General features: G+C 41.0%; 17 protein-coding genes and 1 pseudogene. 5 read left to right on the top strand and 13 right to left on the bottom strand.

The genetic code is table 11. The features are described 5' to 3' along the window. Positions 1-432 precede the first annotated feature (432 nt). The gene (locus tag SB775_RS13835; protein ID WP_410861911.1) at positions 433-1,773 is read left to right on the top strand and encodes a right-handed parallel beta-helix repeat-containing protein; all 1,341 of its coding nucleotides are present in this window, start codon (positions 433-435) and stop codon (positions 1,771-1,773) included. 643 nt (positions 1,774-2,416) lie between these two features. Here the strand turns inward: SB775_RS13835 and SB775_RS13830 are convergent. Both SB775_RS13830 and SB775_RS13825 read right to left on the bottom strand, forming a co-directional pair. After that, positions 2,417-2,581: a hypothetical protein gene (locus SB775_RS13830; RefSeq protein WP_410861910.1), complete on the bottom strand. Its 165-nt coding sequence runs from the start codon at positions 2,579-2,581 to the stop codon at positions 2,417-2,419. 318 nt (positions 2,582-2,899) lie between these two features. Next, positions 2,900-3,130, bottom strand: a complete 231-nt coding sequence (locus SB775_RS13825) for a hypothetical protein (RefSeq protein ID WP_410861909.1) — start codon at positions 3,128-3,130, stop codon at positions 2,900-2,902. Positions 3,131-3,779: 649 nt separating this feature from the next. On the opposite strand from SB775_RS13825, the gene SB775_RS13820 reads away from it, so the two are divergent. After that, positions 3,780-4,955 (top strand): MFS transporter, encoded by a 1,176-nt coding sequence (locus tag SB775_RS13820; protein WP_317778905.1) that lies wholly within the window; start codon positions 3,780-3,782, stop codon positions 4,953-4,955. Between the two features lie 583 nt (positions 4,956-5,538). After that, positions 5,539-5,730 (top strand): hypothetical protein, encoded by a 192-nt coding sequence (locus tag SB775_RS13815; RefSeq protein ID WP_061464205.1) that lies wholly within the window; start codon positions 5,539-5,541, stop codon positions 5,728-5,730. A 152-nt stretch (positions 5,731-5,882) separates the two neighbouring features. Here SB775_RS13815 and SB775_RS13810 read toward each other — a convergent pair whose 3' ends face one another. Further along, positions 5,883-7,766, bottom strand: a complete 1,884-nt coding sequence (locus SB775_RS13810; protein ID WP_410861908.1) for a S8 family serine peptidase — start codon at positions 7,764-7,766, stop codon at positions 5,883-5,885. 454 nt (positions 7,767-8,220) lie between these two features. Here SB775_RS13810 and SB775_RS13805 point away from each other — a divergent pair, with 454 nt between their 5' ends. Next, positions 8,221-8,415 carry a hypothetical protein gene (locus SB775_RS13805; RefSeq protein ID WP_410861907.1) on the top strand — a complete coding sequence of 65 codons (195 nt, stop codon included), beginning with the start codon at positions 8,221-8,223 and terminating at the stop codon, positions 8,413-8,415. Positions 8,416-8,421: 6 nt separating this feature from the next. On the opposite strand, the gene SB775_RS13800 is transcribed toward SB775_RS13805, so the two are convergent. The 9 genes and pseudogenes from SB775_RS13800 to SB775_RS13760 form a co-directional block, all read right to left on the bottom strand. After that, complete coding sequence (locus SB775_RS13800) at positions 8,422-9,129, bottom strand: ABC transporter ATP-binding protein (RefSeq protein WP_061464207.1); 708 nt, start codon at positions 9,127-9,129, stop codon at positions 8,422-8,424. After that, a complete protein-coding gene (locus SB775_RS13795; RefSeq protein ID WP_289337273.1) occupies positions 9,129-9,908 on the bottom strand; it encodes an ABC transporter ATP-binding protein in 780 nt (259 codons plus the stop codon). The genes SB775_RS13800 and SB775_RS13795 overlap by 1 nt, the downstream gene beginning before the upstream one ends. Continuing rightward, a complete protein-coding gene (locus tag SB775_RS13790; RefSeq protein WP_289337272.1) occupies positions 9,883-10,845 on the bottom strand; it encodes a branched-chain amino acid ABC transporter permease in 963 nt (320 codons plus the stop codon). Before SB775_RS13790 ends, SB775_RS13795 begins: the two co-directional genes overlap by 26 nt. A 13-nt stretch (positions 10,846-10,858) precedes the next feature. Continuing rightward, a complete protein-coding gene (locus SB775_RS13785) occupies positions 10,859-11,737 on the bottom strand; it encodes a branched-chain amino acid ABC transporter permease (RefSeq protein ID WP_061464210.1) in 879 nt (292 codons plus the stop codon). A gap of 166 nt (positions 11,738-11,903) precedes the next feature. Beyond that, the gene (locus SB775_RS13780) at positions 11,904-13,082 is read right to left on the bottom strand and encodes an ABC transporter substrate-binding protein (protein ID WP_410861906.1); all 1,179 of its coding nucleotides are present in this window, start codon (positions 13,080-13,082) and stop codon (positions 11,904-11,906) included. A gap of 583 nt (positions 13,083-13,665) precedes the next feature. Next, a pseudogene (locus SB775_RS13775) lies at positions 13,666-14,381 on the bottom strand (branched-chain amino acid ABC transporter permease). Between the two features lie 75 nt (positions 14,382-14,456). Beyond that, positions 14,457-15,644: an ABC transporter substrate-binding protein gene (locus SB775_RS13770; protein WP_410861905.1), complete on the bottom strand. Its 1,188-nt coding sequence runs from the start codon at positions 15,642-15,644 to the stop codon at positions 14,457-14,459. Positions 15,645-15,831: 187 nt separating this feature from the next. Further along, complete coding sequence (locus SB775_RS13765) at positions 15,832-16,593, bottom strand: tRNA threonylcarbamoyladenosine dehydratase (protein WP_125160028.1); 762 nt, start codon at positions 16,591-16,593, stop codon at positions 15,832-15,834. A 111-nt stretch (positions 16,594-16,704) separates the two neighbouring features. Then, complete coding sequence (locus tag SB775_RS13760) at positions 16,705-17,853, bottom strand: M20 family metallopeptidase (RefSeq protein ID WP_410861904.1); 1,149 nt, start codon at positions 17,851-17,853, stop codon at positions 16,705-16,707. A 90-nt stretch (positions 17,854-17,943) separates the two neighbouring features. Between SB775_RS13760 and SB775_RS13755 the strand changes: the two genes are divergently transcribed. Beyond that, on the top strand, positions 17,944-18,252 hold the full coding sequence (locus SB775_RS13755) for a hypothetical protein (protein WP_410861903.1): 309 nt from the start codon (positions 17,944-17,946) through the stop codon (positions 18,250-18,252). Here SB775_RS13755 and SB775_RS13750 read toward each other — a convergent pair. Continuing rightward, complete coding sequence (locus SB775_RS13750) at positions 18,249-19,184, bottom strand: NERD domain-containing protein (RefSeq protein ID WP_410861902.1); 936 nt, start codon at positions 19,182-19,184, stop codon at positions 18,249-18,251. The genes SB775_RS13755 and SB775_RS13750 overlap by 4 nt on opposite strands. Between the last annotated feature and the right edge of the window lie 149 nt (positions 19,185-19,333).

The following is a 19,333-nucleotide window of genomic DNA, read 5'->3' as shown; positions in this document are numbered from 1 at the left end:
CTTTATTGTGTACGCCTTTCCTTTCGACAACTCACTTTTGTTTCAATTTGAAGATTTTTTACGACTCAACAATGACGGAGTTCCCCAACTCATTTTGAGTGAGATTGTTTCAAAACAGCATACAAATATTTTTTTATTTAAGAAGGTATTTATAAGGTTCGGATAATCACACAGGAGAAATTACCTTGATAAGCGCGGAACATGGGAAGAAAAAGTGAAGTAATGTATTACGGTCTAACAACAGATGCCGTAGAAATATTTGTTCACCCAGGGTAGATTCATCCACTTGGCTGGATTTGGATTATAAGGACACATTTAGAATATCACCCTTTGTTAACTGTAAAATGTATTGTGATGGGTATAAGATGACTAGAAAGGAAGTAGAAAAAAATTTCCTAAACCAGTCTGATTAATATCCAGTAAGGAGGAAACATGAGTGATTTAAAAGAAATAATAATAAACGTAAAAATTTTTGGAGCAAAGGGTGACGGCATTACTGATGATACCGTCACCATCCAAAATGCCGTTAATACTTCAAGTAGAGATGGTGGAACCATTCATTTCCCGTCAGGCACATACATGGTGAATGCTTTAACGAGTATCATTCTAAAATCAAATTTAAGACTACTTTTAGACAAAAATGCAACCATCAAAGCAATTAATAATGGGTCTTCCGCTTATTCTATATTTAGGATTGAAAATATCAACAATGTTTGCATTGAAGATGGTACCATTATAGGAGATAAAACAACGCATGCTGGAAATACAGGAGAATGGGGACGTTGTTTTTATATTTTGGGAAGTTCAAATATCACTTTAAAAAATTTAACAATAAAAGACGCATGGGGCGATTGTATTACAATAGGTGGCGATGTTATTAATGAAAAAATAATAATTGATAACTGTATTATTGACAACGCTAGGAGAAATGGAATTACAGTTGCTCATGCGAAAAATGTAGATATTAAAAATACAGTTGTTAAAAATACAAGTGGTACTGCGCCAACAGCAGGAATTGACATTGAACCTGATATTGGGGACTACGTAGGAAACATTATTATATCAAACTGTTATGTGCATAACAATTTAGGTAATGGAATAATAGTCGCTTTCGATGCACAGAAAGTAAATATCACAAATGTATTTGCATACAGTAACGGTGGAGCAGGAATAGCTGTGGACGGCAATGAAACGCGGAGAGGCAAGGAAGTAATAATTCAAAATTGCCATGCTTACGATAATACAAGAGGAGTTTATTTAGAATATGCAGTAGATACTCACATTATTAATTGTCATACTCATCACAACCTTACCGATGGAATACAAGACGTATTTGGAATTGGAAACACAATAGAGAGTAATAACTCCAATTATAATAGCAGCAACGGAATATCACTATTGAGTACAATTCGAAGCACAGTACTAACGAATATGGTATACGGGAATTTTTTGCATGGGATAAGGGTTGCCGGCGGTGTAATTAATACAGAAACATCTATTTTAAATAACAAAACTATCGCAAATGCAACGCAAAATATATCTTTAACCAATATGTCTTATGGATTAGTTTCAGGTAATTATGTTAGAAAAGGCATGGGAACATCCGTTTCAAAAACAGGTATAAATTTCATAGCGTCAGTAACTAATACAATGCTTATGAATAATGACTGTTATGATGGAGGGTCGGACATTGGAATTTCTACAGGTGGCTCTAACACGATGAACGGTGGGAATAGAAACAAAGACGGAACTTTTACAACAAATCCAAATTGACTGTTCAAGTAGACAATTTAAACTGTAAAATGCCACAAATTAAATGTTAGTTTCATTAGGAAAGATTTGTGAACAGACTCCGAAACCCCATACTGTAATAAACTTATTAGAAATGGAGAATTCACAAACTTTTACATATTTCAAAATTCTCCATTGTTTAGCCGGAAATTTTATGATTTAAATATTACTAATAGTTAATTCCTGATCATAATGCTTTAACTTTTGGATAATCTTAAGAATATTCTTTGTTCTTTCAAATGAATACCTAAGTAGTAGCTATTTACAGTATTTCACACCGTATTTACCTGATCAAAATAAGATCTGTGAGTGAGTACCACTTAGGCATTGTAACCTTAATTCATCAACAGTAGCAGTCTCAGTTGGAATTTCCATGTTGCAACTTATAGATTTTGAAGAGAGTGATAATATATATAAAACGGAATATGGAGAAAATCTCTTACCCTATTGAGATTTCCGCTATACATAAAAAAGCCTCCGTGATTCACTCAGAGGCTTTACATATTCACAAATAATGTTTTTATCATTTTTTAACAGAACTTTCACCACTTAAATTTTTCGCTTTATCTTTGAACTAGGTAGGTATTTTCAGCTGTTGCTTAGGAATTCCGCCGTGAATTTGCATTTACTCGTGCTTTGGCAGAGCTGATGACTTTTCCAGTTGATTTAACGCAAACAATGGAGTTGGATTTGGTTTCTGTTTCCCGGTTACTTTTGTCGTTTTTGTCTTTACTGTGTTGACCGTCAGTTTACCTGTTGCTGTTTTGTCTGCTACGGTCACTGTTTTCACTGAGCTTGTATTTCCTGCTTTATCGGTTGCTGTAACAAATAGGAATTTTTTGGCTTTTATTTATTTTAAATCGTTCTTGTGAAATTCCCTAAGCTAATGAACTTTGCTTTGCCGAACGCAGTGCTCCCATTTTAACAATAACGGCAGAGCCTGTTCCGCTTTTCCATTAACTTTTGTTGTGTTGTATCGCCTTCATTTACTGTCGGTTTCACAGATGCTGTTTTATCCACTACAGTATTCGACTTTGCACAAGATCTCATTAAGATTATTTATGCTCAAAAAAACCCAGCATTTCTGCTGGATACTCCAAAGTGCAAATCACTTAACCAAATTCAATACTTCTAGAAGTTTACCATCTGAATTATAGTTAAAAGTGACCGTCTTATCATCATGAATGTGATAGCATAAACCAAAAAACTCACCGTCATCTGGAAATCTTTGTACAAATTCATCTAATTGTTCGGAATTTAGTTTAACAACCATAGGTTTCTTCCTGCTATTTTGAGAATCTTCTACCGTCTCCATTAAAGTCTCTGTAAGTCTACCCATAATTAACTCCTTTAATCTCTCATTTCCCCATTGATAATAAACCTTATAAATGGTAAATAAAAGGTCCTTAATTAAAATTTCACATTAATGATATGAACTCTTAACAACTATCCCAAATACCCGACATTTTTACCATAATTGCCAGGTGGATCAATTAATTTCCATTTGAACTTCACGGTAAATATAGGCTTTTACAACTACGTTTGTTTTATGCAAAGGTAACTCCACTCTGCAGTAGAGGCAGGAACATGATCAAATGGCATTATTGATATTAAGATTCAGACCACTATTGGCAATGGACTTAGTAATAACTTACTTTTTGTCACCTCTTAGCACCTTCATATAAGATATAGAGCTAATATCCATCACCTAAAAACAAATTCCTCCTCATAAGTCTATCCTCTTATTTATTTACATAAATATAACATTTTTATTATTTTTTACAAATTAAATTTTGTATTTTCTGAATACAAAGTGACTTCCATCCTAATTTTTTGTTTCTATTATGATTTTATAGACTATCTATCAGTCAATATTACCTATATAAAATGTGATCACTTATTTTCTATTTCTATTCTTTATAGATTGTTTTCTATAACTCTAGTAAAATGAGAATGATAATTACTATCAATTAAGGAGAATGACTATTATGGGTATACCCTTGTTAAAAGAAGAACTTCCGGTTGCCAATAAAATCTGGACACGTGATTTTGTGATGATTTTCATTGCTAACTTCTTTGTTTTTTTATCCTTTCAAATGACTTCCCCTACCCTTCCGCTTTTTGTAAAAGAGCTTGGCGGAAATGAACGGTATATTGGGTTAGTTGCTGGCATGTTTTTATTTTCTGCCCTGATTGTCCGCCCCTTTGCCGGACAGGCCCTGGAAACAAAAGGTAGACGTTTTGTTTTCCTGTTCGGTCTAGCCTTTTTGGCTGTAGCGATAGGCTCGTTTGGATTTATGATGAGTATTTTCCTTCTATGTGCAATGAGGATTGTCCAAGGGATTGGCTGGGGATATACGACCACCGCATCAGGTACGATTGCCTCCGATCTTATACCAGCAAAGCGTCGGGGTGAGGGAATGGGATACTTCACTTTATCGGGTAATTTGGCGATGGCTTTTGGTCCGTCATTTGGACTTTTCTTAGCGGATGTTTTAACCTTTCAGCATTTGTTTTTATTTTGCGGGGCATTAAGCCTGGCAGCTTGGATCATGGCTTCAACAATTACCTATAAAAAAGTAGATCATCCTTCTGTCCCCGCTAAAACTAATAGGTTTGACATTTATGAAAAAAGCGCAGTTGCTCCGTCCGTTCTTGTTTTTTTCATTACGGTATCTTTTGGCGGGATTGCTACCTTCTTACCGCTTTATACGATCGAAAAAGGTCTGACAGGTATTCAAGGATACTTTTTTCTTTACGCTTTAGCTCTTATTTTCACACGAATGTTCGCTGGAAAAATCTTTGATCAAAAAGGACATCAAGCTGTCTTCATTCCATCTGCTCTTTTTATCGTAGCGGCGATGCTATTGCTAGCATGGATGCCTAGTAACATGATTCTGTATATGGCAGCTATTTTTTATGGCATTGGATTCGGTGCTGTCCAACCGGCTCTTCAAGCGTGGTCTCTTGAACACGCTGCCCGAAATCGAAAGGGCATGGCCAATGCCACTTTCTATTCCTTCTTTGATCTTGGAATCGGTTGCGGGGCCATCCTCTTCGGACAAATCGGCTATCTATTTGGGTATATTAGCATTTACATAATGGCAGCAGTCTCTGTGGGGATATCAATATTGGCTTACCTATGGATTTTGAGAAAAAAATAATTATATATCCGGATTATAATATCCCACAGGTTTCCCAAAGCCCATAAATGCAGTAGACAAACCTCCTGATAGTTTATAAAGGAAAGTTAGGCCGTTCCATTTGAGCGGCTTTTTTGATTTGGCTCTTTTCGTAAAGATTGTTGTTTTTAAAACGAAACTATTTAAGGTTGATTGGAGCGGAAGTGCGAGACTCCTGCGGGAGCAGCGGGACAGGTGAGACCCCACAGGCGTTTACGCCGAGGTGGCTCACCGCCCGCACCAAGGAAAGCGAGCATCTGGAGGGGAAATCAACTACAACTCACTACCTGGTAAATAGCAACATAGTATGTGAAAACAGCCTTTGATTTAAAGGGAGAGTTGGAACAAAACTGTACGGCAACGAACAATTAAATAAGTATATCTTTAAGGACTGTTCACTCCTCGCCCTTTCTTACCTAATAAAATAACCTTGAATCTATCGAGGCGATTTTTTAATTCAATGTAAAGTATGTAATGGTTTTATTTGATTTAAGTAATGATATTGTATTTCATGTAGGTTTCGCCTTTTTTTGTTGTATGATTAAAAAAAAAAGGAGTTTTGGGAATGCTTATTCTGCAGTATATTGGAAAACTTTTTTCATTCATGCAAAAGGATATACCAGAAACTCATGTTAAATGCCATGTTTGTGCAGGTACGGGGGCCTACGATATTTACACAGATTGTCTTACCTGTAATGCAAAAGGATTAATAAGTAAAATTGAATATAATAGGAGGCTTGAAGAAGGTGAAATTTAAAATATTTCGTGTAGGACGATATTGCAAAGTAGATGAAACAACAGATGAGCAAAGAAGCAATATTCGCTATTGCTTCTTTTTTTTGACCCAAAACAAGAGTGATACAAGTACAGCCCCCAGTACTTATTATGGGGGCTGTACTTATTTTCATATCACTTTTTAACCGTGACTTTCCTTGATTCACTTACATTTTTCGCTTTGTCTTTGGCATAGGTATATAGGTTTTTCCCGGCTTTTTGCTTGGGGATTTTAACCGAGAAAGTGCCTTTATTCGTTGCTGTGGCAGAGCCGATCACTTTTCCTGATGCTTTGATGGAGACAGTGGAGTTGGCTTCTTCTTTGCCTGTTACTTTTGTCGTTTTTGTCGTGACCGTGTTGACCGTAGGTTTACTTGGTGCTGTTTTGTCTGCGACGGTCACTGTTTTGGCTGAACTTGTATTTCCTGCTTTATCGGTTGCTGTAACGGATAGGACTTTTCCTGCTTTTTGTTTCTTTGACATCGTTACGGTGAAATTACCGGCGTTATTGGAATTTGCTTTGCCAAGGACCGTACTGCCATTTTTGACAGTGACTGCAGATCCCGCTTCCGCTTTTCCCGCTACTTTAACGGTATTGTCTCCTACCGTATTTACTGACGGTTTTAAGGGAGCCGTTTTATCTGCCACTTTAAATGAAACGGGTATACTTTTATTTCCCGATTTATCGATGACCCTAGTAGAGATGGCCGTTCCGGCTGTTTGTTTTTCGATGGTCGCTGTAAACGACTTTTCGCCGTTGATCTTCACCGTGGCGAGTTGTTTTTTATCGGTATAAATGGAGACGGTCCCCGTTTTGAAGTCAGTTGGGATTTTCCCATTCATCTTGGTGTCCCTATCGGAAATCGCGGTCACGGCCGGTTTGGTCAGCGTCTTCATTTCCAGCGCTTTTTTGGCATTGAGCCGCCCGTTTCCATAGTAGATGTCTTTCCCTTTTGCACCGAGGTCCACAGCTGAATCATATAGGCGGTATTCGACCTCCGATTTGTTGAGCTTGGGCTCATACGACCAAATCAGTGCCGCTACACCCGTCACCATCGGCGTGGCCATTGATGTTCCGCTCATCCAGCCGTATTTACCATCCGGTAAGGTTGAAAGGATATCATCTCCAGGGGCTGCAATATCCACTGTTGAATGGTAGTTGGAATAACTAGTACGCTTGTCCCTTGAGTCAGTGGCCGCAACGGAAATGACATGGCTGAATGCAGCTGGATACACACGCTGTACATTTTTGCCCATATCACCTTCATTCCCGGCAGCTGCGACGATCAGGACGCCTTTTTTATAGGCTTCTTGGACAGCCTTGTTCAACGCCTCGGAATAACTGGTGTCTCCCAGGCTCATATTGATGATGTTAGCCTTGTGCTGTACGGCAAAATGAATGGCGTCAATGATATCGGCCGTATTGGCATATTCGCCATCAAAAACGTTGATCGGCATGAGTTTTACGTTAGGCGCAACACCCGCTCCGCCAATGCCGTTGTTTGCAGAACCTGCAATGATGCCAGCAATATGCGTTCCATGCTCCCCTTTTGGTACGATATTCTTCCGATTGCGTACCGTATCATAGGCATTGACGATTTTCCCTTTTAAATCAGCGTGGTTACGATCGATCCCATCGTCAATAATGGCTACGACCATTTCCTTTGAGCCCATGGTTTTTGTCCATGCTGCATTCGTTCCGAGCGTTTTATGATGCCACTGGTCTTTATAGGCAGGGTCGTTCGGACTGTCCATCTTCTTGAAAAGATAGTTTGGCTCTGCATATTCCACATTCTTCTGATCTTCAAGTTCTTCGATAACGTTGTCGGTCGTTTCCCCTTTAGGGACCTCGACCTTTTCTATCAAGTCGTTGATTGGCTCATCATTCGTCTCTTTATATTTGACGATGACACCATCGGATTGCGGGATTTCTTCTGCAGATGCAGCATCCGGCTGGCAGATTGGCAGAATCATAAACAGCAGTAGAACCGGCAGTAAGGCCTGAATAAGTTTGTGCATGAAATCACTCCAAAAAATATGATTAAGAATAGCTATGGATGAGGTTTTGATCATGAACCCATTCTACTATTATCCCTAACTAGATTGTATACCGAGTGATTTGGTTTTACTAACCTTTTTATCTAGTTGAAATAGCTTATTTAAAAAACAAAAAAACGCTATAAAGCGAGCTCAGTTTGTCGACAAAAATGGGTTCTATCTAATTTTAAAACAAAGCGGTTGACTATAGACAAACTTGATAATAATTGATTACTTTAAAATTTGTACTTTGATTTCCACTCCAGGCACTCGCTTTCCCCGCAGGAGTCTCGAACACCCGCTCCAATCAACTCATTCAGATATAAACACTTTTGTCTAAAAAAGGGGGCCGAAGTATCTCACCCCGAATCCTTTTATAAAAGAAGACTTGTTTATCCTTCATGTTTTTTACTTTTTATATGGATGAAACACTAGATTGAAGAAATTTGCGACACTCCTGCCGAATTACTGGCTAGCCGAGACCCCACAGCCGCTTACTTTGATAAGGCTTTGCAGACAATCGGCGGAAAGGGAGCGGATTTCTGAAATCAACTGCCACTTTTTTGAAATAAAAAAACTGCAGGCAAACTCGCTTTTCTTCGAGTTTGTCTGCAGTTTGAATCCGCTATAAAGCGGTTTAATGCCCTCCTAAATAGGCATTCTTGATTTCTTCGCTTGCGGTCAGTTCCTCAGATTTGCCTGATAGGACAATTCGGCCTGTTTCGACAACATAGGCTCTGTCCGCGATGGATAGGGCAAGGTTGGCATTTTGTTCAACCAGCAGGATCGTTGTACCTGTTTTATTGATTTCTTCGATGATATGAAAGATTTGCTTCACCAATAATGGGGCGAGTCCCATGGATGGCTCGTCCAACAACAGAAGCCGGGGCTTGGCCATGAGTGCCCTGCCCATTGCGAGCATTTGCTGTTCACCGCCGGAAAGGGTTCCGGATTGCTGTTTCAGGCGCTCAAGCAAACGCGGGAATAATTCATAGACTTTCTCCATGTCCTGCTTGATGCCTGCCTTATCTTTGCGTAAATAGGCACCAAGCTGAAGGTTCTCTTCAACGGTCATATTAGCAAATACACGCCGGCCTTCAGGTACATGGGAAATGCCCATTTTGACGATGGATTGTGCGGCCTTTCCGCCGATGGATTGCCCTTCATACATGATTTTCCCCTGTTTTGGTTTTAACAGTCCCGAAATGGTTTTCAGCATCGTGCTTTTCCCCGCTCCGTTTGCCCCGATCAGGGTAACGATTTCACCTTCATTAATAGAAAGCGAGATTCCTTTCAAGGCTTGAATGTTTCCATAATAGACGTTGATGTCCTCGATTTTTAACATTATGAAACCTCCTCGCCCAGATAGGCCTCGATGACTTTTGGATTGTTACGGATTTCCTCTGGCTTGCCGTGAGCGATCAGCTGTCCGTGATCGAGTACATATATGCGTTCGCAAACACCCATGACGAGCGGCATATCATGTTCAATCAATAATACGGTCAAATCAAATTTTTCACGGATGAGGGCAATCAGCTTCATGAGCTCGTGCGTCTCCTGAGGGTTCATTCCCGCTGCCGGTTCATCCAGCAAAAGCAGTTTCGGGTTGGCTGCAAGTGCACGGGCAATTTCCAAACGTCTTTGTTTGCCATATGGCAGGTTCTTCGCTTTTTCATCCTTATATTGATCAAGGTTGAAAATCTTCAGGAACTCAATCGCCTTTTCATCCATTTCCTTTTCGCCTTTAAAATGGATCGGCATCCGGAAGATCGAGCTTAAAATACTATGCTTCGAAAGGGAATGATAGGCCACCTTTACATTATCGATCACGGATAGTTCACTGAATAAGCGTATGTTCTGGAATGTCCGGCTGATGCCTTTTTGGGTGATTTTATATGGAGGCTTTTTTCTCAAGTCCTCCCCTTTTAAAGAAATCGTTCCCTCCGTCGGGACGTATACCCCTGTCAGTAAGTTAAAAAAAGTCGTTTTCCCGGCTCCGTTCGGTCCAATCAAGCCAACCAATTCTCCAGGGTACAGCTCGACGTTAACTTCGGAAACGGCTTTTAGCCCCCCGAACTGGATGCCGACCGAATCGACTTTAAGCAGCGGTGTTTTTATTTTCATGGCGGCTGCCTCCTTTACGTTTGAACATGGATGTTATTTCTTTTGTTCCCATTAAACCTTGTGGACGATAGATCATCATGACGATTAGCACAAGGCTGTAAATGATCATTCGCGTTTCAGGATAATCCTGGAGGAATGTCGTGACCACAGTCAGTAGGATGGCCGCCAAAACGGCTCCTGAAAGACTTCCAAGGCCGCCAAGTACAACTAAGATCAAGATATCGAATGACTTAAGGAATCCGAAGTTGGATGGCTGGATGATGTAGAAGTTATGCGCGTAAAGCCCTCCAGCAATTCCGGCGAAAAAGGCCCCGATCGCAAACGCGACAACTTTGTAATAGGTCGTATTGATCCCCATCGAATCGGCAGCCGTCTCGTCCTCACGGATCGATATGCAGGCTCTGCCATGTGTCGAACTTGTGAAGTTCCTGATGACGATGATCGTAACGATAACGGAAGCGAATACCCAAGGCCAAGTGGTCAAATGGGATACCTGCATCCCGCTTGCCCCGCCAACATAATCGATATTCAAAAGCACAATCCGGACGATTTCCCCAAAACCGAGGGTGGCAATCGCCAAGTAGTCACCTTTTAAACGTAAGCTTGGGATTCCTATGATCAATCCTGCCAGCGCTGCCGCCAAACCGCCCACGATCAACGCAAGGGCAAAAGACATGTCAAGCTTCATGGTCATAACGGCTGAAGCATAGGCTCCGACTGCCAGGAATCCGGCATGTCCGATGGAAAACTGCCCTGTTATCCCGATGATCAAGTGAAGGCTCGCTGCCAGAATGATATTGATCCCGATGAACATGAGCGTATTTTGATAAAAAGGATTTAGCGATCCGCCGCCGATTAACACTTGAACTACGGCGAAAAAGATCAATGATAGTAAAATCGAGAGCCAAAAACCTTTTGCCCGCTTAAATGTAGTCATTGCTTTGTCTCCCCTATACTTTTTCTTTTTTGTTTTTACCGAATAAGCCTTGTGGCATGAAAATCAAGATAAGAATCAGTACGACGAAGGCTACCGCATCACGCCATAATGAGTAACCGGCGGCACTGACCAAAGCCTCGATGACACCAAGTAATAAGCCTCCGACCATGGCGCCCGGTATAATCCCGATCCCTCCAAGTACGGCGGCGACAAATGCCTTCAACCCCGGAAGCACACCCATTAGCGGTTCGATCTTAATATAATAAATGCCGAAAATGACGCCTGCTGCCCCAGCTAAAGCGGAGCCGATTGCAAAGGTGGCAGAAATCGTGTTATTAACATTGATCCCCATCAGCTTGGCTGCATCCGCATCGAATGAAACGGCACGCATGGCTTTTCCTATTTTTGTTTTATGAACGATGATTTGAAGAATGATCATCAGGACTACAGCCACTCCAAAAATCAAAACCGATTGACTATTGATGGAAACTCCAAAGATATTGAACTTGTCCGTCGGCAATACATCATTCGGGTAAGCTTCCGGCTGTGCACCACGGACGTAGATGAATCCGTATTCGATCAAAAGGGAGACCCCGATGGCCGTGATAAGTGCTGCAATACGCGTAGCGTTTCGTAATGGCTTGTATGCGATACGCTCGATTATCACTCCAAAGAGCGCACAGATCGTCATCGAGATTAATAGAGCTGGCACAAATGAAAGATCCAGAACCGTTATCGAGTAAAATCCAACGAATGAGCCGACCATGAAGACATCACCATGTGCAAAGTTTATCAATTTAACAATCCCGTAAACCATCGTATAACCGAGAGCGATAAGGGCATAAATACTTCCTAGTGAAACTCCGTTTATTAACTGCTGTATCAATTCCATGTTCGACTCTCCTTGAAAAATCTAATTTTATAATGTGATTAGTCCAGAATCTTTGCATTCCGCCAAGGGGAAGTTCAGTGACCTGGTATACCTGAAAAATGAGAATTCGCCAGCACCTTCTCTTATGACGAAGGGCCGGCGAAAGGGTTGGAGTTATTCTCCGAAATTAAGGATTGATTTTTGTGTTAAATACTTGTTTTCCCTCTTTAAATTCAAGGATTGTAGCGGATTTGATCGGATTATGTTTTTCATCCAATGTAAAAGTACCCGTTACAAGCTCAAGGTCTTTCGTTTTTTCCAGCGCTTCTTTAATTTTTTCTGAATCGGCTGAACCGGCACGTTTGATCGCATCGGCAAGGAAGTATCCTGTGTCATATCCTAGAGCGTTAAATGCATCCGGGGATTTATCTTTGTACTTCGCTTTAAATGCTGACACAAATTTCTGAATTTTCTCATCAGGGTCACCTGAAGAATAATGGTTCGTTATGAACGTGTGATTAAGCGCTTTTGCACCGGCAATTTCAACTAGCTTAGGAGAGTCCCAGCCGTCTCCGCCCATGAATGGGACGTCAAGTCCAGTTTCACGCGCCTGCTTCACGATCAGACCAGCTTCTTCATAGTAACCAGGCAGGAAGATGAAATCAGGTTTTGCCGATTTCAAACGAGTCAATGTGGAACGGAAATCCGTATCCTTCGCAATGTAAGCTTCCTGGGCTACGATCTTTCCGCCATTTTTTTCGAATTGTTCTTTAAAGGCTGCAGCTAATCCTTTTGAATAATCACTTGCGCTGTCAATATAGATGGCCGCACTTTTCGCTTTGATTTCTTTAGTGGCAAAATTCGCAGCAACCGTTCCTTGGAAAGGATCGATGAAGCTTGTCCTGAAAATGTAATCATTCAATTTATCCTTGCTGAAAGTGATTTCAGGGCTTGTACCAGAAGGTGAGATGACCGGCACTTTATTATCTTGTGCAATCTGCACTTGTGCAATCGAGTTCGTGCTTGTCGCTGCACCCACGATCGCTGCAACCTTATCTTGTGATGTCAGCTTGATTGCGCCGCTAGTCGCTTCGGACGCTTCAGATTTATTATCGACTTTTATTAGTTTGATTTTTTTTCCGTCAATGCCTTCTTTATTGATTTCTGCAGTCGCAAGTTCCAGGCCTTCCGAAATTGATTGACCATATGAGGCTACACCGCCTGATAATTCAAGGTTGACACCGATCTTGATCGTATCACCGTCCCCGCTTGTTTTATCTGATGAACCGGAGCCGGAACAACCCGCTAGAACTCCTGCAGCAAGTGTTAGAGAAAGGAATGCCCCTGCTAATTTTTTCTTCTTCAAAATAATCCCCCCATTTTGTAATCATAGCTCTGATGCATGAATATTTATTCAAGATGCCCCAGAAAAAATTGATTAGATTAAATCTTCTAAATTAAATTAATATTTCGAAAAATAGTTTACCGCATAATTTTCATTCCGTCTATACAATAATTATGAGAATATTTCGCCAAATAGTATATTTTTCACAGGGAGCACAACACCATTTTTATCTTTATATATTTTAAATATTGCGAAAACAATGGATATATTCAGAAAAAACTGATAATTTAATTATATTGAAATTGTAAAATCCTCATTTATTGCTCAAAAAATTTTATTCATTCTCTCATTTTACCCATCCTATTAATTACATTTTTACCAAAATACCAGTATACTGATAGGGAATTAAACCCAGTTTTTTCACTCTTCTTTAGTCTTAATTCCTATATCAAAATTGAATAATACTATTTTGAATGCATAAAATCATGCATGAATCTCCTGTCCATTTTTAAACTACCTTGTATATTTCCCATCTCCCAAGCTTCAAATCCCCACAAAAAAACCGCCAAACGGCGGTTTGAATTCTTTAAAGTAATCGTTGTTTTTACCCCTGCGGCAAGAAAATCAAAATCAAGATAAGAACGATGAAAGCCACACCATCGCGCCATAAAGAGTAACCGGCGGCACTGACCAAGGCCTCGATGACTCCAAGCAGCAATCCGCCAAAGCCGAGCCTATGGCGAAGGTAGCTGAAATCGTATGATTCACATTGATTCCCATAAGCTTAGCCGCTTCGGAATCGAATGAAACGACACGCATCGCTTTGCCGATTTTGGTTTTATGGACAACGAATTGTAGGATGATCATTAAAATGATGGATACAGATAAGATCAATATCGATTGACTGCTGATGGAAACGCCGAATATATCGAGTTTATCCATCGGAAGGACATTATTTGGATAGGCTTCCGGCTGGGCGCCCCGGATGTAAATCAGCCCATTTTCTATCAGAAGGGAAACACCGATTGCCGTTATCAATGCCGCAATCCGTGTTGCATTACGAAGGGGTTTATAAGCGATCCTTTCAATTAAAACGCCAAAGATGGCACAAGTGACCATCGAAATCAATAAAGCCGGGATGAAGGATAAGTCCATAACGGTTATGGCGTAAAACCCTACAAATGAACCAACCATGAATACGTCGCCATGGGCGAAGTTTATCAGCTTGACGATCCCATATACCATCGTATAGCCAAGCGCAATCAATGCATAAATGCTGCCGAGTGAAATGCCATTTACCAATTGCTGAATCAGTTCCATATTCCACTCTCCCCGATAAGGCGTTATTTAAGTGAATATAGAATAGGGGGTGCTGCCCCCTATCCACATAAGGTATTATGGATTGATTTTTGTCTTGAATGTTTGTTTGCCATCTACATATTCCAGAATGGTCGCCGATTTGATCGGATCATGATTTTCATCAAGGTTCAGCGTTCCGGAAACTAATTTAAGATCTTTGACTTCTTCCAACGCTTGTCTGATTTTTTTGGGAGAGGCATCTCCAGACCTTTTGATGGCATCTGCCAAGTAGTACCCAGTATCATAGCCAAGTGCGGCAAAAGCATCCGGTGTTTTATTGTATTCCTTTTTGAAGGCGGCAACGAAATCCTGAATTTTTGGATCTTCATCTTCTGGGGAATAGTGATTCGTAATATAGGTATTTTTTAACGCCTCAGCTCCGGCAATTTCAACGACCTTCGGGGAATCCCAGCCGTCTCCGCCCATGAACGGAAGGTCCATCCCGTCCTCACGGGCCTGCTTTAAGATCAATCCGACTTCTTCATAATAACCAGGAAGGAAAACGAACTCTGGTTTTGCGGATTTGATCCTTGTCAATGTAGAGCGGAAATCAGTATCTTTTGTAACATAAGCTTCTTCTGCAACGATTTTACCGCCCTTGGCAGTGAACGCTTCTTTAAAAGCTGCGGCCAATCCTTTAGAATAATCACTTGCGCTGTCCACATAGATCGCAGCCGTCTTCGCCCCTATTTCGTCGGATGCGAAATTGGCTGCAACCGTACCTTGGAATGGATCGATAAAGCAAGTTCTGAACACATAATCATTCAGCTTTCCAGCTTTATTGGTGATGTCGGGATTTGTTGCAGTTGGTGTAAGTAGAGGAACTTTATTATCCTGTGCGACCTGAACCTGTGCCAATGTATTTGTGCTTGTCGCTGATCCGACTACAGCAACAACCTTGTCCTGACTGACTAACTTAATCGAACCGCTTGTAGCTTCTGCTGCATCTGATTTGTTATCAACCTTAACGATTTCCAGTTTCTTACCGTCGATGCCCTCTTTATTAATTTCATCGATGGCCAGTTTCAAACCATCTGCGGCCGATTGGCCGAATGATGCCGTACCTCCGGACAATTCAAGGTTGGCCCCAATTTTGATTGTGTCACCCGATTTGGATGAACTCCCGCCTGAACTGCTGGTTTTCACGTCGCCACCACAGCCTGCGAGCGCCCCTGCAACCAATGAAAGTGATAGAAACATTCCTGCCAGCTTTTTATTCTTCATTTGAAACCCCCTTGTTTTGTATGTTCTTTTAAGTAGAAATGATATCTGAATAAAAAAAATATTCTGAAAATATTTTATCTCATTCTTTCGACCCCGTCTATATGATATGGTTAAAAAAGTTAATATAAGGAAATATATGCTTTTTCGACAAAAAAACTGACCCCGTATAGAGTCAGTCAACTTATTATCAATCATTTACACGGCGAACTTCAATGTCTTTTAAAATATCATTGATTACCCAGCTTGCCGCAATTAAGCCCGCTACAGATGGTACGAAAGCATTCGAAGATGGCGGCATTTGGGCTTTACGGATTTTCGCCTCATCATTGCCGACTTCTTTCCGGACATCCTCACGAATGACAATCGGGCTTTCGTCCGAGAAGACGACGGGAATTCCCTTTGTGATGCCTTCTTTACGCAATCTAGTACGAATGACCTTTGCAAGCGGATCTGTATGCGTTTTGGAGATATCGGCAATTTGGAAACGCGTAGGATCCATTTTATTAGCGGCCCCCATGCTTGAAATCACCTTGATATTCCGTTTCAGGCATTCCTTCATCACATGCATCTTATAAATGACCGTATCGGATGCATCAATGACATAATCCAGGCCATAACTGAAGAATTCCTCAAACGTTTCTTCTGTATAGAACATTTTAAGAGCGATCACTTCGCAGTCGGGATTGATGTCTTGAATGCGATTTTTCATCAATTCCGCTTTCGGTTGACCGACTGTTGATAATAGTGCATGAATCTGCCTGTTTACATTAGTTATGTCGACATCGTCCTTATCCACAAGAATAATACGGCCGACACCCGTGCGTGCCAATGCTTCAGCTGAAAAAGAACCTACGCCTCCCACACCCAGGACAGCAACGGTCGTGTTTTTCAGTATATCGATGCCTTCCTTGCCAATTGCTAATTCATTTCGTGAAAACTGATGCAGCATATATATTCAACTCCAATAAATTCTGTTCTTATTTAGCTTCCCATTTAACAATATATCATAAACATCATTTATGACAAGCGAAATATAAGCAGTCTAATCGGAATTAATGTACTAGGTCATTTTCGATAATTTTTGAAGGATGGTAGCCAGCAGGAGAGTCCGTTCTGTCAGGCTGGGAATATCCAAATACTCCTCATCACTATGTGCATCCCCTCCAATGGGCCCGAGTCCATCCACTGTCGCTATACCCAATTCAGAAGTAAAAGAAGCATCCGATCCTCCACCAGTGGCCATATCCGTGATTTGGATGCCAATTTCCTTCCCAGACTGACGGATCGTCTCTAAAAGCAAGTTCGTTTTCTCGTTCTTTTCCATGGGAGACCGGTCCATTTTCCCGCTTAATACCGTTTTCGTCCCTGGAATATAGGTTTCCGCGCAGATTTTTTTCAATTGTTTGAGGATGATGCCTTCTTGCTTTTTTTCAGAGATCCGCACATCCACATAAGCGGCTGCATGGGAAGCGATGGTATTGACAGCAGAACCTCCTTCAATCATGCCTACATTAACGCTGATTCCTTTCTTTGGATCATTCAATTGGTGTAAGGCGATGATCTTATGAGCCAATTCTTCAATTGCACTTCGACCCTTTTCCGGTTCGATCCCTGCATGGGCGGCCACCCCCACTACATCCACCTTAAATTGTCCGCAGCCCCTTCTTTCCGTGACCAGTGAACCATCCGCCCTTGCCGGTTCAAGAATTAACGCGAACTTCTTATCAGCCGCCTTTTCCGATATAAGTGAAGCGGACGACGGAGACCCGATCTCTTCATCACTATTGAGAATGATTTGGACATGCTTATAGCCTGTCTGCCCCGATTGTTTCAAACAAAGGATCGCATAAAAAAGCAAAACCAAACTAGCCTTCATATCAGCAACACCAGGACCGTAAGCCCGATTTCCCTTCACTTTAAAAGGACGTTTTTGGGCTGTCCCTTCAGGAAAAACCGTATCCATATGTGCGACGACAACAATATGCGGCTGATGCGCGTCACGATGCTGGATGACCAGCTGATTGCCATAATTCTGCTGCTCAACCGTATCCACAATAAAATCCAAGCTTTCAAATTTCGTTTTTAAAATCGAACCAATTTCATCAATGCCCTTTTTCGTATGAGAACCACTATCTATATTCACTAGCTGCTCCACTAATTGAAGCATTTCCTTCCTCTTTGCATTCAATAAATCCTTCAAAGCTCTCACTACTTTCTATCCTTGGCTAATTATTATTTCAATCTTACTATAATTTACGAATCTATATTGCGGAATGTTACTTAAATGGGGATATTTAAGTTGTATTCGAGAATAATGGAGACTTACTCGAGAGAAATTGGGGTTGGTCATGAGTTTGGGCACTTTACTCGTGGATTTAGGGCGTTTACCCGTGAATTTGGGCGCTTTACTCGTGAGTTTAGGGCGTTTACTCGTGAGTTTAGGCACCTTACTCGTGGATTAGGGCGTTTACTCGTGAGTTTAGGCGCTTTACTCGTGAGTTTAGGGCGTTTACTCGTGAGTTTAGGCACCTTACTCGTGGATTTAGGGCGTTTACTCGTGAGTTTAGGCACTTTACTCGTGAGTTTGGGCGCTTTACTCGTGAATTAATCCATCAAGTCTATATACTCTATTTTTATATTGTCCCAAATAGGTTGCATGATATCGATTGAATCTATTTGTAATAAAAGCCGTGCTTGTTGATTCGTTATTTTGGGCTCTATGAGGAGGGCATAATCACGAAGAGTTTGAATGTGGGCATCCTTGGAGGCGTAAGCACATTGACCACATGACCATTTGCCCCAGTGATATTGCATATGAAGAGCTGAACAATCAGGGCATTGAACGCTATTTAGCAGATCTTTCACATCAATCTGATACCATTCGAGTATATCCGGATTATATGGGGCATTTTTTTGCAGCAATGTGTTCGATAGTTTATTGCTCTGCCTTTGGGTCAACTGCGCAGAAGGATACTTTTCTTCAATGGTATGAATCTTGGAAATCAGAGTTTCTTTTCCCGTGATTTTTTTGAAAATGGGGGTAAAACCTGGGGTAGTCCTTATGATGGTATTCGAGTTTGCATTGGCAATGAGCGTTTCAATCGGTAGCGAGGGAAAGTTATGAAGAGTGAGCCAATCCATTAAGCAGGATTTTTGCACATCCACTTGAATTAATGGATCCAGATAAGCTTGTTCCTGCCCATCTATTGTCCGAATCAATTGAGGATAAGAGCGATCAAAATAGAGCATTCCCGCAAAGTTTTTCACTTCGATGATGATACAGTAATTCCGGGTGATAATAAGGAAATCCATTTGAAAATAACGGCTCCCATCGTGACTTAGCCTCAAATCATGTAATACTCGATATTCTTTTGGAAGATCCTTCAACTCATTTCCAATACTCCGCTCCCCGTTAAACCCTGTTCGAATTTTCCGGAAATCGTTCCTTATCTGTTCCTGTTTCGGATGGTTTGATGTTAGCCTCCTGCTTAATGCCTCCAGTTTGAGCATTTTCATAGGCTTTTCACACGGTTTTAGCATTCATTCGTCAACTCCTTCTTTTTTAGCTTCTTTATTAAAACCCTTTTTTCCTGCTGGGAAACTAAAAATCAGCATTTTACTCTGAGTTTACTCTGTTTAATTCGTCAGATTTGTTCCTAAACTCATGTATTTTTTTTATTCGGTCGAGA

The organism is Peribacillus sp. SIMBA_075, assembly GCF_046534585.1.
The sequence above is the reverse complement of the archived record's forward strand: the minus strand, read 5'-3'. Positions and strand labels throughout refer to the sequence as shown.

Excerpts from the sequence above, each read along its gene's own strand:
- SB775_RS13835 (WP_410861911.1), top strand. The coding sequence starts at position 433 with ATGAGTGATTTAAAAGAAATAATAATAAACGTAAAAATTTTTGGAGCA.
- SB775_RS13825 (WP_410861909.1), bottom strand. The coding sequence starts at position 3,130 with ATGGGTAGACTTACAGAGACTTTAATGGAGACGGTAGAAGATTCTCAA.
- SB775_RS13820 (WP_317778905.1), top strand. The coding sequence starts at position 3,780 with ATGGGTATACCCTTGTTAAAAGAAGAACTTCCGGTTGCCAATAAAATC.
- SB775_RS13815 (WP_061464205.1), top strand. The coding sequence starts at position 5,539 with ATGCTTATTCTGCAGTATATTGGAAAACTTTTTTCATTCATGCAAAAG.
- SB775_RS13810 (WP_410861908.1), bottom strand. The coding sequence starts at position 7,766 with ATGCACAAACTTATTCAGGCCTTACTGCCGGTTCTACTGCTGTTTATG.
- SB775_RS13800 (WP_061464207.1), bottom strand. The coding sequence starts at position 9,129 with ATGTTAAAAATCGAGGACATCAACGTCTATTATGGAAACATTCAAGCC.
- SB775_RS13795 (WP_289337273.1), bottom strand. The coding sequence starts at position 9,908 with ATGAAAATAAAAACACCGCTGCTTAAAGTCGATTCGGTCGGCATCCAG.
- SB775_RS13790 (WP_289337272.1), bottom strand. The coding sequence starts at position 10,845 with ATGACTACATTTAAGCGGGCAAAAGGTTTTTGGCTCTCGATTTTACTA.
- SB775_RS13785 (WP_061464210.1), bottom strand. The coding sequence starts at position 11,737 with ATGGAATTGATACAGCAGTTAATAAACGGAGTTTCACTAGGAAGTATT.
- SB775_RS13770 (WP_410861905.1), bottom strand. The coding sequence starts at position 15,644 with ATGAAGAATAAAAAGCTGGCAGGAATGTTTCTATCACTTTCATTGGTT.
- SB775_RS13765 (WP_125160028.1), bottom strand. The coding sequence starts at position 16,593 with ATGCTGCATCAGTTTTCACGAAATGAATTAGCAATTGGCAAGGAAGGC.
- SB775_RS13750 (WP_410861902.1), bottom strand. The coding sequence starts at position 19,184 with ATGCTAAAACCGTGTGAAAAGCCTATGAAAATGCTCAAACTGGAGGCA.